At 43.3% G+C, this 16,755-nt stretch carries 14 protein-coding genes; all 14 read left to right on the top strand.

The features are described 5' to 3' along the window. Positions 1–28: 28 nt before the first annotated feature. The 14 genes from pyrH (at position 29) to DER53_RS10350 (ending at position 16,749) form a co-directional block, all read left to right on the top strand. Entirely contained in the window at positions 29–751 is a 723-nt protein-coding gene (gene pyrH / locus DER53_RS10285) for a UMP kinase (protein WP_062753361.1), read from the top strand. Positions 752–753: 2 nt separating this feature from the next. Next, complete coding sequence (gene frr, locus DER53_RS10290; protein WP_062753359.1) at positions 754–1,311, top strand: ribosome recycling factor; 558 nt, start codon at positions 754–756, stop codon at positions 1,309–1,311. Between the two features lie 146 nt (positions 1,312–1,457). Further along, entirely contained in the window at positions 1,458–2,234 is a 777-nt protein-coding gene (locus DER53_RS10295; protein WP_015863477.1) for an undecaprenyl pyrophosphate synthase, read from the top strand. A gap of 5 nt (positions 2,235–2,239) precedes the next feature. Then, on the top strand, positions 2,240–3,034 hold the full coding sequence (locus tag DER53_RS10300; protein WP_015863478.1) for a phosphatidate cytidylyltransferase: 795 nt from the start codon (positions 2,240–2,242) through the stop codon (positions 3,032–3,034). Positions 3,035–3,054: 20 nt separating this feature from the next. Continuing rightward, positions 3,055–4,200: a 1-deoxy-D-xylulose-5-phosphate reductoisomerase gene (dxr, locus tag DER53_RS10305; protein WP_062753624.1), complete on the top strand. Its 1,146-nt coding sequence runs from the start codon at positions 3,055–3,057 to the stop codon at positions 4,198–4,200. Positions 4,201–4,218: 18 nt separating this feature from the next. Continuing rightward, positions 4,219–5,478 carry an RIP metalloprotease RseP gene (rseP, locus tag DER53_RS10310; RefSeq protein ID WP_062753357.1) on the top strand — a complete coding sequence of 420 codons (1,260 nt, stop codon included), beginning with the start codon at positions 4,219–4,221 and terminating at the stop codon, positions 5,476–5,478. Positions 5,479–5,554: 76 nt separating this feature from the next. Further along, entirely contained in the window at positions 5,555–7,258 is a 1,704-nt protein-coding gene (locus DER53_RS10315) for a proline--tRNA ligase (RefSeq protein WP_062753355.1), read from the top strand. A 118-nt stretch (positions 7,259–7,376) separates the two neighbouring features. Beyond that, positions 7,377–11,684 (top strand): PolC-type DNA polymerase III, encoded by a 4,308-nt coding sequence (locus tag DER53_RS10320; protein ID WP_015863482.1) that lies wholly within the window; start codon positions 7,377–7,379, stop codon positions 11,682–11,684. Between the two features lie 330 nt (positions 11,685–12,014). Next, positions 12,015–12,488 carry a ribosome maturation factor RimP gene (gene rimP, locus DER53_RS10325; protein ID WP_062753353.1) on the top strand — a complete coding sequence of 158 codons (474 nt, stop codon included), beginning with the start codon at positions 12,015–12,017 and terminating at the stop codon, positions 12,486–12,488. A gap of 24 nt (positions 12,489–12,512) precedes the next feature. Continuing rightward, positions 12,513–13,661, top strand: coding sequence for a transcription termination factor NusA (gene nusA, locus DER53_RS10330; RefSeq protein ID WP_015863484.1), 1,149 nt, complete (start codon positions 12,513–12,515; stop codon positions 13,659–13,661). 12 nt (positions 13,662–13,673) lie between these two features. Continuing rightward, on the top strand, positions 13,674–13,964 hold the full coding sequence (gene rnpM, locus DER53_RS10335; RefSeq protein ID WP_015863485.1) for an RNase P modulator RnpM: 291 nt from the start codon (positions 13,674–13,676) through the stop codon (positions 13,962–13,964). Then, positions 13,954–14,256 (top strand): YlxQ family RNA-binding protein, encoded by a 303-nt coding sequence (locus DER53_RS10340; RefSeq protein WP_015863486.1) that lies wholly within the window; start codon positions 13,954–13,956, stop codon positions 14,254–14,256. The genes rnpM and DER53_RS10340 overlap by 11 nt, the downstream gene beginning before the upstream one ends. Before the next feature lie 19 nt (positions 14,257–14,275). Next, a complete protein-coding gene (gene infB / locus DER53_RS10345) occupies positions 14,276–16,474 on the top strand; it encodes a translation initiation factor IF-2 (RefSeq protein WP_062753351.1) in 2,199 nt (732 codons plus the stop codon). Continuing rightward, on the top strand, positions 16,471–16,749 hold the full coding sequence (locus DER53_RS10350; protein ID WP_015863488.1) for a DUF503 domain-containing protein: 279 nt from the start codon (positions 16,471–16,473) through the stop codon (positions 16,747–16,749). The genes infB and DER53_RS10350 overlap by 4 nt, the downstream gene beginning before the upstream one ends. Positions 16,750–16,755: the final 6 nt, after the last annotated feature.

Raw genomic sequence — 16,755 nt, forward strand, 5'->3', positions numbered from 1 at the left:
CTTTTAATTAGCTGCATGGAGGTTTGACATGGAAAAGCCAAAGTATAAGCGAGTTGTATTAAAATTAAGCGGTGAAGCGTTAGCTGGTGAACAAGGATTTGGTATTAATCCTTCGATCATTCAATCCATTGCAAAACAAGTAAAAGAAGTCGCCGAACTCGGTGTTGAGATTGCGATCGTCGTCGGCGGCGGCAATATATGGCGCGGAAAAACGGGAAGCGAGATGGGAATGGATCGCGCCACAGCGGACTATATGGGAATGCTTGCAACAGTGATGAATTCGCTTGCTCTCCAAGATAGCCTTGAAAATCTCGGTGTTGAAACGAGAGTGCAAACATCGATTGAGATGCGGCAAGTGGCTGAACCTTACATACGAAGAAGAGCGATCCGTCATTTGGAGAAAAAACGTGTCGTTATTTTTGCGGCAGGAACAGGAAATCCATATTTTTCAACCGATACGACTGCCGCATTACGTGCTGCTGAAATTGAAGCAGACGTTATTTTAATGGCAAAAAATAACGTTGACGGTGTATATAGCGCTGATCCGAAAGTCGATGAAAACGCGGTAAAATATGATGAAGTATCCTATTTAGAGGTTATTAAACAAGGATTAGGCGTGATGGACTCCACTGCTTCATCGTTATGTATGGATAACGATATTCCGTTGATTGTTTTCTCCATTATGGAAGAAGGCAATATAAAACGTGCCGTTCTTGGTGAAAATATAGGAACAATCGTAAGGGGGAAATAAATATGGTACAACAAATTATCAATACTGCAAAGGAAAAAATGGACAAAGCTGTTCAAGCGTTCACTCGTGAGCTTGCGACCATTCGCGCAGGAAGAGCAAACCCGAGTTTATTAGAAAAAGTAACAGTTGATTATTACGGCATGCCTACACCAATTATCCAGCTGGCAAGCATCAGTGTTCCGGAAGCGCGGCTGCTTGTCATTCAGCCGTATGATAAATCGGTGATCAAAGATATCGAAAAAGCCATTTTATCTTCTGATTTAGGATTAACGCCATCCAACGATGGGTCAGTCATTCGCATCACCATTCCGCCATTAACAGAAGAACGTCGCCGCGAGCTAGTGAAGCTTGTCAAAAAATATTCGGAAGATGCGAAAGTTGCTGTTCGTAACATCCGCCGTGATGCAAATGATGAGTTGAAAAAGCTTGAGAAAAACGGGGAAATTACTGAAGACGAATTGCGCGGTTATACGGACGATGTTCAAAAGCTTACCGATGACCATATCGCAAAAATTGATACGATTACGAAAGAGAAAGAAAAAGAAGTTATGGAAGTGTAATGAAATAGGAAAGACCCTCTATTTTCATGGAGGGTTTTTTTGTTATAATGAAAAAGCAAATGAGACAGAGAGTTAAAATAGCTGTTTCGAAACTCACTAGTCGCATGGTACATTAATAATAAAATATCTTCATATGGAGGACTAGTATGTTTAATAAAATTTGGAAAAATAAGGAGGATGTGTCGTCCTCTTCTCTTGTTTACACAAAAGAAGAAATAATGCAAAATCCGATCCCGAAACATGTCGCCATCATTATGGATGGAAACGGGCGATGGGCGAAAAAACGCGCATTGCCGCGGGCGGCAGGCCATTATGAAGGCATGCAAGTCGTTCGCAAAATTACTCGTTTTGCCAACGAACTTGGCATTAAAATATTATCATTATATGCATTTTCAACAGAAAATTGGAAGCGTCCGAAAAGCGAAGTAGATTATTTAATGAAGCTTCCAGAGCAATTTTTAACGACATTTCTTCCTGAATTGGCAGAGGAGAATGTCAATGTTCGCGTGATTGGCCATATCGAACGGCTTCCAGAGCATACACGGCGGGCGGTAGAAAGAGCCATTGACGAAACAAAGGAAAATACAGGGTTAATTCTTAATTTTGCTTTAAACTACGGAAGCCGTGCGGAAATTACATATGCGATGCAACAAATTGCCAAAGAAGTGCAAAAAGGCTGGTTATCTCCAGAGGAAATTACGGAAGAATTAGTGTCTTCATATTTAATGACAAAGGATTTAACAGATCCGGATTTACTCATCCGTACAAGCGGAGAAATACGTTTAAGCAATTTTATGTTATGGCAGCTCGCTTACACTGAATTTTGGTTTACCGATGTGTTATGGCCAGATTTTACAGAGCAACATTTATTAGAAGCGATTGCTGCTTTTCAAAAGCGTAATCGCCGGTTTGGAGGAGTTTAAACAAGATGAAGCAACGGATCATTACTGGAGTCATTGCCGCCGCACTGTTTTTACCGATTGTTATTTTTGGCGGATTTCCGTTTATAATAGTAACATATATATTGGCAACGATTGGGCTGTTTGAATTATTGCGCATGAAACGTCTTCGCGTGTTTTCTAAAGAAGGAATCATTGGTTTCCTGCTTTTATGGGGGCTTCTTATTCCAAAAGCCTACACCAATTGGCTCGAGTCCTTCAATATAACGAAAATCGAATTATTAGTAGTTGCCGTATTATTGTTGCTTATATATACGGTGGTGACAAAAAACGCATTTACATTTGAAGAAGCAGGATTTATATGTTTATCCATTCTTTATGTTGGCTTCGGGTTTTATTATTTCATGGAAACCCGCTTTATTGGTTTAGCGTATATGGTTTATGCTTTATTTACCATATGGGCGACAGATACGGGAGCGTATTTTATCGGTCGAGCATGGGGAAAACGCAAGCTTTGGCCGGAAATTAGCCCGAATAAAACCGTAGAAGGCTCGATTGGCGGAATTGTTTGTGCGGTTGTTGTTGCCATTATATATCAACTATGTACAAACCTTTTTGACAGTTTTGCCCTTTTAATTGTGATGACGATTGTTCTTTCCATATTTGGTCAATTAGGGGATTTAGTCGAATCCGCATTTAAACGGTATTATGGCGTGAAAGATTCAGGAAATATTTTGCCGGGTCATGGCGGTATTTTGGACCGCTTTGATAGTTTATTATTCATTTTGCCGATTTTACACTTTTTCATCAATGCAGCGTTATAAGGGAGTTAGGAGTGAAGGAATTGAAATATATTAGTATATTAGGGGCGAGTGGTTCCATCGGCACCCAGACGTTGGATATTATTCGTTCCCATCCAGATGAGTTTCAATTGACAGCAATATCGATTGGAAAAAATGTGGACATGGCGCGAGCGATTATTGAAGAGTTTGCTCCTCGGCTTGTCGCTGTTGCTGAGGCGGACGCTTATGAGAAGCTTCGCAGCGAATACGCAGGAAAAGTGAAAATCGTGTTTGGCGAGGAGGGATTAATTGAAGCAGCGGCTTTCCCAGAGACGGATATCGTTGTGACAGCCGTTGTTGGAAGCGTAGGTCTTGTTCCGACACTAAGAGCTATTGAAGCAGGCAAAACGATTGCATTAGCGAACAAAGAAACACTTGTAACAGCAGGGCATATTGTAACAGCAGCCGCTAAAAAACACGGCGTTTCTTTATTGCCAGTTGACAGCGAACACTCGGCAATTTTTCAATGTTTACAAGGAGAAAAACGAAACCGTGTGGAAAAAATTATTTTAACAGCCTCCGGCGGCAGCTTCCGTGATAAAACAAGGGAAGAATTAAAAAACGTAACAGTGGAAGAAGCGTTGCGCCATCCGAACTGGTCGATGGGAGCAAAAATTACGATTGACTCGGCGACAATGATGAACAAAGGGTTAGAAGTTATTGAGGCGCATTGGCTTTTCGAGTTGCCATATGAGCAAATTGATGTGTTATTACATCGTGAAAGCATCATTCATTCGCTCGTTCAATTCCGTGATACAAGCGTGATCGCCCAGCTCGGAACGCCAGATATGCACGTACCGATTCAATATGCTTTAACATACCCTGAACGCTTGCCGCTAGCCAATGCGAAACCGCTTGACTTAGCAGAAATTAGCACATTACACTTTGAGCGGGTAGACTTTGAGCGTTTTCGTTGTTTACAATTAGCATATGAAGCAGGAAAAGCGGGCGGGTCGTTGCCAACGGTGTTGAACGCAGCGAATGAAGAGGCAGTTTCCGCCTTTTTGCAAGGCCGTATCGCATTTTTAACTATTGAGGAATATATTGAACGTGCACTAGAGCGGCATGAATTCGTAAAAGAACCATCGCTGGAGGAGATTCGTGAAATTGATGCGGAAACCCGCCGGTACGTTCGGTCACTACTATAAAAAAAGGTGGTTGAAACATTGGAAACGATCATTGCGTTTATTGTGATTTTCGGTGCGCTTGTGTTTTTCCACGAACTTGGCCATTTGATTTTCGCTAAGCGCGCGGGAATTTTATGCCGTGAATTTGCCATCGGCTTCGGTCCAAAAGTATTTTCATTTAAGAAAAACGAAACCGTATATACGATTCGTTTGCTCCCATTAGGCGGTTTTGTCCGCATGGCCGGTGAAGACCCGGAAATGATCGAAATTAAACCTGGGCAAGTCGTCGGATTAGAACTAGATCGCGATGGCAACGTCGACAAAATTATTGTCAACCATAAAGACGACTATCCAAATGCGAAAATAATTGAAGTAGAACAAGCAGATTTAGAACATCAGATGTACATTACCGGCTATGTGGATCAAAATGAAGATCGCCTCGAACGATTTTCCGTGAACGAGCCAGCCTTTTTCGTCGTCGACCATCAAGAAATTCAAATTGCTCCGTATCATCGTCAATTTGCCGCGAAAACGTTAGGGCAACGGACGATGGCGATTTTAGCAGGACCGCTTATGAATTTTGTGTTGGCATTTGTTGTATTTTTGTTAATCGGATTGCTTCAAGGATATCCGGTTGACAAACCGATAATCGGCGAACTGACAAAAGACGGCGCGGCAAAAGAAGCGGGCCTCAGGCAAGGTGACATCGTTCTTTCGATCGATGACGAACCGGTCAAGACGTGGACGCAAGTCGTTGATATTATTCGTGCCCATCCAGAAGAGGAATTGCTTTTTAAAATACAACGGAATGGAAAAATTATGGATATTACGGTAACGCCTGACGCGAAAACAGTACAAGGAGAAACGATTGGTCTTATTGGTGTGTACGGGCCTATGGAAAAATCGGTTTTCGGCTCATTAAAACAAGGAGTCATTGAAACGTATTATTGGACGAAAGAAATTCTTGTTGGTCTCGGACAGTTAGTCACTGGTCAATTTAAGCTCGATATGCTATCGGGACCGGTTGGCATTGCCGTTTCAACTGGAAAAGTGGCAGAATCGGGAATTTACTATTTAATGAAGTGGGGAGCGATTTTAAGCATTAACCTTGGTATTGTCAACTTATTGCCGCTTCCTGCGCTTGATGGTGGGCGATTGCTCTTTTTCGCCGTCGAAGCGCTGCGCGGCAAACCGATTGACCGCCAAAAAGAAGGAATGGTTCATTTTATCGGTTTTGCCCTTTTAATGCTATTAATGCTTGTTGTTACATGGAATGACATTCAAAAGTTTTTCCTATGAAAAGTGAAGGGAAGATGGGAAGTCTTCTTCCTTCTTTCCTTGAACAAAAGAGATAGAGAAAAAGAGGTGCGAGAAGATGAGACAAAGTCAGTCATTTATCCCAACATTGCGTGAAGTGCCTGCAGACGCAGAAGTGAAAAGCCATCAGCTGTTGTTGCGCGCTGGATTTATTCGACAAAGCGCAAGCGGTGTATATACGTTTTTACCGCTTGGCCAGCGCGTATTGCAAAAAGTAGAGGCGATCATTCGTGAGGAAATGAATCGTGCCGGAGCGATCGAATTGCTCATGCCGGCGCTGCAGCCAGCGGAATTATGGCAGCAATCCGGCCGCTGGTATTCGTACGGTCCGGAGCTTATGCGCCTGAAAGACCGTCATGAACGCGATTTTGCGCTTGGACCGACGCATGAGGAAATAATTACGGCGCTTGTGCGTGACGAAGTGAAAACATATAAGCGCCTGCCGCTTACGCTTTATCAAATTCAAGTAAAATTCCGTGATGAAAAACGCCCGCGCTTCGGTTTATTACGCGGCCGTGAATTTATTATGAAAGACGCCTATTCGTTCCATACGTCACAAGAAAGTTTGGATGAAACATACAATAAAATGTATGAAGCGTATTCGAACATCTTCCGCCGCTGTGGTTTAAATTTCCGCGCCGTCATTGCTGATTCCGGAGCGATTGGCGGAAAAGATACGCATGAATTTATGGTATTATCGGAAATCGGTGAAGATACGATCGCCTATTCCGATGCTTCTGATTACGCGGCAAATATCGAAATGGCCCCTGTTATTACTACATATGAAAAAAGCGATGAGCCGCTTCGCAAATTGGAAAAAGTGCATACACCGGGGCAAAAAACAATAGAAGAAGTAGCTTCCTATTTACAGGTGACGCCAGAAAAATGCATCAAGTCATTGCTCTTTAAAGTGGATGACCGTTACGTACTTGTACTTGTCCGCGGCGACCATGAAGCAAACGATGTAAAAGTGAAAAACTTATTTGACGCATCGGTCGTAGAGCTGGCAACACCGGAAGAAACGAAGCAAGCAATGAACTGTGAGGTCGGTTCGCTCGGTCCAATCGGTGTTAGCGAATCTGTTACCGTCGTTGCCGATCACGCGGTAAAAGCAATTGTCAATGGTGTATGTGGGGCGAATGAGGAAGGATATCATTATATTGGCGTCAATCCAGAGCGTGATTTTACTGTTTCTGAATATGCAGATTTACGTTTTATTCAAGAAGGAGATCCGTCTCCAGATGGAAAAGGCACGATTCGCTTTGCCCGCGGCATTGAAGTTGGCCACGTGTTTAAATTGGGCACGCGTTACAGCAAAGCGATGAACGCGACTTATTTAGATGAAAATGGACGTTCGCAAACGATGATTATGGGTTGCTACGGCATCGGCGTTTCCCGGTTAGTGGCTGCGATTGCCGAGCAATTTGCCGACGAAAACGGTCTTGTGTGGCCGGCATCAGTTGCTCCTTTCCACGTCCATCTTATTTCGGTGAATGCAAAAAATGAGGAGCAGCGTCAGCTTGCTGACGAATGGTATGAAAAGCTTGGACAAGCCGGCTTTGAAGTATTATATGATGACCGTCCGGAGCGCGCTGGCGTCAAATTTGCCGACAGCGATTTAATCGGAATTCCAATTCGGGTGACAGTTGGAAAGCGCGCTAATGAAGGAATTGTAGAAGTAAAAGTGCGCCAAACAGGCGAGTCAATGGAAGTGTCTGTAGACGAACTGATCGACACGATTCGACGTCTTTTACAACAATAAATATAGATTTTGAAGGGCTGTGCTGGTGAAAAGTAGAAATGTTACTTTTCAGACAGCCCTTCTGTTATTATATTAGGAGAGATGTGTAATCATTTTGAGAGGGGAAAGGATCGACGTCATGTTAACGAACGAGCAAAAAGAGCGATTTCAAGTGTTGTTGCAGCAGCTTGAATTGACGTCTGACGAATTTGTTCCGTATTTCTCTGAGGCAGGCATTCAAAAGCTTGTCATTGAAAAGGAGAAAAAATGTTGGCATTTCTATTTTTTGCTGCCGAAAATTTTGCCTTATCAGGTTTATCAACTGTTTACACAAAAGCTTGTTCATGCGTTCCATCATATCGCAAATGTGAAATATACAATACAAACGATCGATTCCCATTTTACGGAATCGGATGTGCGTGACTATTGGACGCTCTGTTTGCAAGAGTTGCAAGAAGGGGTCTCGCCGCTTTTATCGTTGCTTCATGAGCAAGTTCCGACTGTAAAAGGAAATAAACTATATGTTACTGCTCGCAATGATGCAGAAGCAATGGCGGTGAAGCGCCGCTTCGCCAAAAAAATAGCTGAAGTATATCAATCGTTTGGTTTTCCGCTTTTGCAGCTGGAAATAGAAGTCAAACAGTCAGAAAAAGATTTTGAGCAATTTATAGCGCAAAAACAGCAAGAAGATGCGGAACGTGCCTTAGCGGCATTAACGGAGATGACGAAAGAAACGAAATCGGAAACAGCGGGCAATGCGCCGGCAGGGCCGCTTATTATCGGTTATCCAATTAGAGAAGAAGAGGAAATTCGCACGCTAGACAGCATCGTTGAAGAAGAACGCCGCGTCGTTGTACAAGGATATGTGTTTGACGCGGAGATCAATGAGTTAAAAAGCGGACGGACGTTATTAACACTAAAAATCACCGATTATACAAACTCGATTTTAGTAAAAATGTTTTCACGCGATAAAGAAGATGCCGCACTGATGGCGGATGTAAAAAAAGGAATGTGGGTAAAGGTAAGAGGGAGTGTGCAAAATGATACGTTCGTCCGTGACCTTGTGTTAATCGCCAACGATATAAACGAAATAAAGGCGAAAGAACGCCAAGATACCGCTCCGGAAGGAGAAAAACGGGTGGAACTTCATTTGCACACGCCGATGAGCCAAATGGATGCGGTCACTTCCGTTACGAAGCTCATTGAACAAGCAAAAAAATGGGGCCACCCAGCGATCGCTGTTACGGACCATGCTGTTGTGCAGTCATTTCCAGAAGCGTACAGTGCCGCAAAAAAATACGATATGAAAGTATTGTACGGCGTCGAAGCAAACATTGTCGATGACGGCGTGCCGATCGCCTATAACGAAGCGCACCGCTTGCTTTCCGAGGACACGTACGTCGTCTTTGACGTGGAAACGACCGGTCTATCGGCGGTGTATAATACGATTATTGAACTTGCCGCTGTGAAAGTGAAGGACGGAGAAATTATCGACCGCTTTACTTCATTTGCCAACCCGCATCATCCGTTATCGATTACAACGATCGAGCTGACAGGCATTACCGATGACATGTTGAAAGATGCCCCAGATGTCGAAGAAGTGCTGCGCCAGTTTTACGACTGGATGGGCGATAGCATCCTTGTCGCACATAATGCTAGCTTTGACATTGGATTTTTAAATGTCGGCTTTACGAAACTCGGTCTTGGTAAAGTGACGAATCCGGTTATTGATACACTTGAATTAGCGCGGTTTTTATATCCAGAATTGAAAAATCACCGTTTAAACACGCTATGTAAAAAATTTGATATCGAGCTAACCCAGCATCACCGAGCGATTTACGATGCAGAAGCGACTGGATATTTGCTTATGCGCCTATTAAAAGACGCGCAAGAACGAGGAATTTTATATCATGACGAATTAAATGAACGTTCGAAGGAAGAAGTGTCGTATCAACGATCCCGTCCGTTCCATGTGACATTGCTTGCGCAAAATGACATTGGATTAAAAAATTTATTCAAACTCGTTTCTTTATCACATGTGAAATATTTTTACCGGGTCCCGCGCATTCCTCGCTCAGTGCTTCAGCAGCATCGTGAAGGAATTTTAGTCGGTTCCGGCTGTGATAAAGGGGAAGTATTTGACAATATGATTCAAAAAGCGCCGGAAGAAGTCGAAGAAATCGCGAAATTTTACGATTTTCTCGAGGTGCATCCGCCGGAAGTGTACAAACCGCTGATTGAAATGGATTACGTAAAAGATGAAAATATGATCAAGGAAATTATCCGCAAGATCGTGATGCTCGGGGAAAAATTAAACATTCCTGTCGTTGCAACTGGAAACGTTCATTATTTAAATCCAGAAGATAAAATTTACCGAAAAATTTTGATTCACTCCCAAGGCGGAGCAAATCCGCTCAACCGTTATGAGCTGCCGGATGTATATTTTCGGACGACGGACGAAATGCTCAAGTGCTTCTCCTTTTTAGGAGAAGAAAAAGCAAAAGAAATCGTCGTTATGAATACGCAAAAAATCGCTGATCTTATTGGCGAGGTAAAGCCGATTAAAGATAAGCTGTATACGCCGCGCATTGAAGGGGCGGAAGAGGAAATTCGCGAAATGAGTTATCGGCGCGCCAAAGAAATTTACGGTGATCCGCTGCCGGAAATTGTTGAGCAGCGCTTGGAGAAAGAGTTAAAAAGCATTATCGGACACGGCTTTGCCGTCATTTATTTAATTTCCCATAAACTCGTAAAAAAATCGCTTGATGACGGCTACCTTGTCGGTTCGCGCGGATCTGTCGGCTCCTCTTTTGTCGCGACGATGACAGAAATTACAGAAGTAAATCCGCTGCCGCCGCACTATGTTTGTCCGAATTGCAAGCACTCGGAATTTTTCAATGACGGTTCGGTCGGTTCAGGATTTGACTTGCCGGATAAAAATTGTCCAAAATGCGGCACAAAATATAAAAAAGATGGGCATGATATTCCGTTTGAAACGTTCCTTGGCTTTAAAGGGGATAAAGTTCCGGATATCGACTTGAACTTCTCCGGGGAATATCAGCCGCGCGCCCATAACTATACGAAAGTATTGTTCGGAGAAGATAACGTATATCGCGCAGGAACGATCGGTACGGTGGCCGATAAAACGGCTTACGGTTTTGTCAAAGGGTATGCGAGCGATTTGAATTTGCAGCTGCGCAGTGCGGAAATCGACCGTCTTGCCGCGGGATGTACCGGGGTAAAACGGACAACCGGGCAGCATCCAGGAGGCATTATCGTCGTTCCGGATTATATGGATATTTACGATTTTACGCCAATTCAATATCCAGCTGACGATACGAGTTCCGAATGGCGCACGACGCATTTTGATTTCCATTCGATTCATGACAATCTTCTGAAGCTAGATATTCTTGGGCACGACGATCCGACGGTAATTCGTATGCTCCAAGATTTAAGCGGCATTGATCCAAAAACGATTCCGACGGACGATCCGGAAGTGATGAAAATTTTCAGCAGTACTGAATCACTCGGCGTCACGCCGGAACAAATTATGTGCAATGTCGGCACGCTCGGTATTCCAGAATTCGGAACGCGCTTTGTCCGGCAGATGCTTGAAGAAACGAAGCCAAAGACATTTTCCGAGCTGGTGCAAATTTCCGGCCTTTCCCATGGAACGGACGTCTGGCTTGGAAACGCTCAAGAGTTAATTCAAAACGGCACTTGCACCCTTTCTGAAGTAATTGGCTGCCGCGACGACATTATGGTTTATTTAATTTATCGCGGGCTTGAGCCGTCGCTTGCCTTTAAAATTATGGAATCGGTGCGGAAAGGAAAAGGGCTAACGCCGGAATTCGAAGAAGAAATGCGCAAACATGATGTGCCGGAATGGTATATTGAATCATGTAAAAAGATTAAATATATGTTCCCGAAAGCGCACGCCGCTGCGTACGTATTAATGGCGGTTCGCATTGCTTACTTTAAAGTGCATCATCCGCTTTTGTACTATGCTTCTTATTTTACAGTGCGTGCGGAAGACTTTGATTTGGACGCGATGATTAAAGGTTCTGCGGCGATTCGCAAACGCATCGAAGAAATTAATGCGAAAGGATTGAACGCAACGGCAAAAGAAAAAAGCTTGTTGACGGTATTAGAGGTCGCTTTAGAAATGTGTGAACGCGGATTCTCGTTTAAAAACATCGACCTTTACCGTTCACAGGCGACCGAATTCGTCATTGACGGCAATTCGCTTATTCCGCCATTTAACGCCATTCCGGGTCTTGGGACAAACGTGGCGCTCAACATCGTCCGTGCTCGCGAAGAAGGAGAATTTTTATCAAAAGAAGATTTACAGCAGCGCGGAAAACTTTCAAAGACGCTCATCGAATATTTAGAGAGCCGCGGTTGTCTTGATTCGTTGCCAGACCATAACCAGCTTTCCTTATTTTAAAGTCATCTTATCGCGTTGTCAGCGCTAAACAGATTGGCAAATAGGCTTTTCGTTTGTAACGGCATATAGTGCAAAACCGATGTCCCATTTTCAGCCGGACCTTAAAAAATCCATGACAAATAGGATCTCGTTTCGTTTTCCCATTGCAATATATTTTCCAATATGTTATAGTTTTAGTGGAAATGGTAAAGATAATGGGTAAGGAAAGAGTGGGGAAACCCACTCTTTCGTCTTGAATGGATGCCAATTGCTTTTCATTCCCCGCAGATTTGCAGGGGATTTTCTCGTTATAACGAACGGATGCAGTTTCTCTATGTTAGGAGGAAAAGAATGAGCAAAAAAGTGACGAATATAGTAGAAGAACTAGTCACTCCAATTCTTGCCGACATGGATTTAGAACTTGTGGATATCGAGTATGTAAAAGAGGGAAAAAATTGGTTTTTGCGTGTCTTTATTGATTCCGATAATGGTGTTGATATTGAACAATGCGGCATGGTGAGCGAAAAGTTAAGTGAAAAACTAGATGAAGTCGATCCAATTCCACACAACTACTTTCTTGAAGTTTCTTCACCTGGGGCGGAACGACCGTTAAAAAAGCCGAAGGACTTTACAAAAGCGATTGGGAAAAATGTATATATCAAAACATATGAACCAATTGAAGGAGAAAAGGAATTTGAAGGCGAACTTATCAGTTTTGATGGAACAACAGTGTCTGTTACGGTTAAAGACAAAACTCGCAAAAAAACAATCGATATTCCGTATGAAAAAGTGGCGAGCGCAAGACTTGCTGTTATCTTTTTTTAATGGTAAAAGGGGGATTTTCGTTTCATGAATACACAATTACTCGATGCCCTAGCGGATATTATCCGTGAAAAAGGCATTAGCAAAGAAGTTGTGATGGAAGCGATTGAAGCGGCGATCATTTCTGCGTATAAACGCAATTTCGGCCAGGCGCAAAACGTACGGGTTGATTTAAATACAGAAACAGGAACGATCCGTGTATTTGCGCGTAAAGAAGTGGTTGATGAAGTAAATGATCCGCGCCTCGAAATTTCTTTAGAAGAAGCACAACGAATCAATCCGAATTATCAAATCGGCGATGTTCTCGAGTTAGAAGTAACGCCGAAAGATTTTGGCCGCATTGCGGCACAAACAGCGAAACAAGTTGTTACACAACGGGTGCGCGAAGCAGAGAGAAGCGTTATTTATGCTGAGTTTGTTGACCGTGAAGAAGATATCATGACAGGGATCGTACAACGTGTAGATCCTCGCTTTGTTTATGTCAGTCTCGGTAAAACAGAAGCGTTGCTGCCGGCTAGCGAACAAATGCCGAACGAAACATACAAACCGCACGACCGTATTAAAGTGTATATTACAAAAGTGGAAAAGACAACAAAAGGACCACAAATTTTTGTTTCACGCACCCATCCGGGATTGCTTAAGCGTCTTTTTGAACTGGAAGTCCCAGAAATTTATGATGGAACAGTAGAAATTAAATCCATTGCCCGTGAGGCGGGAGACCGCTCGAAAATTTCGGTGCATTCCGACAATCCGGAAGTGGATCCGGTCGGCGCGTGCGTCGGTCCAAAAGGGCAGCGGGTTCAAGCGGTTGTGGAGGAATTAAACGGGGAAAAAATTGATATCGTCCGCTGGTCTGCAGATCCTGTTGAGTTTGTCGCAAACGCATTAAGTCCGGCAAAAGTGTTGCGTGTAATCGTCAATGAAGAACAAAAAGCAACGACCGTAATCGTGCCGGATTATCAGCTGTCATTAGCAATCGGCAAACGCGGGCAAAACGCTCGGCTAGCAGCAAAGCTGACAAACTGGAAAATTGATATTAAAAGCGAATCGGAAGCGAGAGAATTAGGAATCGATCCATATGCGCAATCCACTTTTCTTGATTCAGAAGAGACATCGGTCAATAATGAAAATGACAGCAACCAATCATTCGATTTACAAGAAGAGAAAATCGAGTGAGGGGGGAGCGAGATGGCTGGTCAAAAGAAAGTTCCGTTGCGAAAATGCGTCGTGACTGGTGAAATGAAGCCAAAAAAAGAAATGATGCGCATCGTCCGCTCAAAAGATGGGGAAGTTTCCATTGATCCGACAGGAAAAAAGGCTGGTCGTGGCGCGTACATTACACTAGATAAAGAATGCATTTTACTAGCAAAAAAGAAAAATATTTTAGCCCATCATTTAAAAACGGAAATTCCTGATGCGCTGTATGATGAGTTGCTTCAGTTGGCAGAAAAGGAGACTGCTGCTGGAAATGAGCAATAACCGATGGGCATCATTATTGGGATTAGCGAATCGAGCACGGAAAGTAACTTCGGGTGAGGAGCTGACGGTCAAAGAAATTCGCAGCGGCAAAGCAAAACTCGTACTTTTAGCGGAGGATGCGTCAGAAAATACAATGAAAAAAATCAAAGATAAATGCTCTTCCTATGGCGTTCCGCTCCGTAAAGTGTCTGACCGTTATACGCTCGGGCATGCGATTGGAAAAGATGCCCGCGTCGTTGTTGCGATTATAGATGAAGGGTTTGCTAACAAACTACTGACGATGCTCGATTGATCTTTATGGGGGTGAATCTATGTCTAAAATGCGTGTATATGAGTACGCGAAAAAAAACAATGTACCGAGTAAAGACGTCATTCATAAATTGAAAGAAATGAATATTGAAGTTACCAATCATATGGCAACGTTGGAACCAGAAGTTGTCGAAAAGCTTGATCATACGTACAACAAAAAAAATGAGCGGCCGCAAGCTTCTGCTCCAAAGGAAAAACAAAAGGCGCCAGTAAAACCGAAAAATTATGTCGATGATTTTGATGACGAAGATGAAGAAGTAGTGAAAACAAAAGTTCCGAAGAAAAAAGCGGCAAACAAAAAGAAAGAAGGAAAAAAACACGATTTGCAATTACAGCAGCAAGAAAAGAAAATTTTCCATCAACAGAAAAAGAAAATTAAAGGGAAGGCAAAAGCGAAAGAACAGCAGCCTGTACAACAAGAGCAGCCAATGAAAAAAGAAAAAGAGCTTCCTAAGAAGATTACGTTTGAAGGAACATTAACGGTTGCCGAACTAGCGAAAAAACTTGGGCGCGAACCTTCAGAAATTATTAAAAAGCTATTTATGCTCGGCGTTATGGCAACGATCAATCAAGAGTTAGATAAAGATGCGATCGAACTTATTTGTTCCGATTACGGAGTAGAAGTCGAAGAAAAAGTAGTCATTGATGAAACGAATTTTGAATCGATCGAAATTGTCGATGATCCTGAAGATTTAGTGGAACGTCCGCCGGTCGTCACGATTATGGGGCACGTTGACCATGGGAAAACGACGCTATTGGATTCGATTCGTCACTCCAAAGTGACGGAGCAAGAAGCAGGGGGTATTACGCAACATATTGGTGCATATCAAGTGACAGTTAACGATAAAAAAATTACGTTCCTTGATACGCCAGGACATGAGGCGTTTACAACAATGCGGGCAAGAGGAGCGCAAGTAACCGATATTGTTGTCCTCGTTGTTGCTGCGGATGATGGGGTGATGCCGCAAACAGTAGAAGCAATTAACCATGCGAAAGCGGCAAATGTTCCAATTATTGTTGCCATCAACAAAATGGATAAGCCGGATGCCAATCCAGATCGCGTGATGCAAGAATTAATGGAGTATAATCTTATTCCGGAAGAATGGGGCGGAGATACGATCTTCTGTAAACTGTCAGCAAAAACAGGAGAAGGTATTGACAATTTATTGGAAATGATTTTGCTTGTTAGCGAAATGGAAGAATTAAAAGCAAATCCAAATCGTCGTGCAACCGGAACTGTTATCGAGGCAAAACTGGATAAAGGCCGTGGACCAGTGGCAACGTTGCTTGTTCAAGCAGGAACGTTGCATGTCGGCGACCCGATTGTTGTTGGCTGCACATACGGCCGCGTGCGGGCGATGGTCAACGATACAGGGCGTCGTGTGAAAGAAGCAGGTCCTTCGACACCGGTGGAAATCACTGGTCTTCACGAAGTACCGCAAGCCGGAGACCGTTTCATGGTGTTTGAAGATGAGAAGAAAGCGCGGCAAATCGGAGAAGCGCGCGCACAAAAACAATTAATGGAACAACGCAACATGAAAGCTCGCGTTAGCCTAGATGACCTCTTTGAACAAATTAAACAAGGTGAAATGAAAGAATTAAATATTATTGTCAAAGCGGATGTTCAAGGATCGGTTGAAGCGCTGGTTGCTGCCCTGCAAAAAATCGAAGTCGAAGGAGTGCGCGTCAAAATTATCCATGCCGCTGTTGGCGCGATTACCGAATCGGACATTCTTTTAGCAACGACCTCAAATGCCATTGTCATCGGCTTTAATGTCCGTCCGGACGCCAATGCAAAACGCGTCGCCGAATCCGAAAAAGTCGACATTCGTCTGCACCGCATCATCTATAAGGTTATTGAAGAAATTGAAGCAGCGATGAAAGGAATGCTTGATCCGGAATATGAAGAAAAAGTCATCGGTCAAGCGGAAGTTCGTCAAACGTTTAAAGTATCGAAAGTTGGAACGATTGCCGGATGCTATGTGACAGATGGAAAAATTACGCGTGACAGCAAAGTGCGCCTGATCCGTCAAGGCATTGTCGTTTACGAAGGAGAAATCGATTCCTTGAAGCGCTTTAAAGACGATGTCAAAGAAGTGATGCAAGGATATGAATGCGGTTTGACGATTAAAAACTTCAACGATATTAAAGAAGGAGACGTTATTGAAGCGTATATTATGCAGGAAGTGGAAAGAAAATGATCGGCTTTGTCGCCTGTGAATGTGTAATTTATGATGCGCAATCATTAAAAGAAAAACGTGCTGTGTTACAACGAATAATGACACGGTTAAAACAAAAGTATAATATATCTATAGCCGAAATCGATCACCAAAACGTATGGCAGCGGACTACGCTCGGGATTGTCGCGATTACGTCCAATCGGGTGACAACCGAGCGGGAGCTGCAGCGAGCGCTTGCTTTGATCGATTCCTTTCCGGAATTGGAAAGAACGGTTACGACATTTGAGTGGTTTTAATCGAGG

It is taken from the genome of Parageobacillus toebii NBRC 107807 (genome assembly GCF_003688615.2).
Taxonomy (GTDB): Bacteria; Bacillota; Bacilli; order Bacillales; family Anoxybacillaceae; genus Parageobacillus_B; species Parageobacillus_B toebii.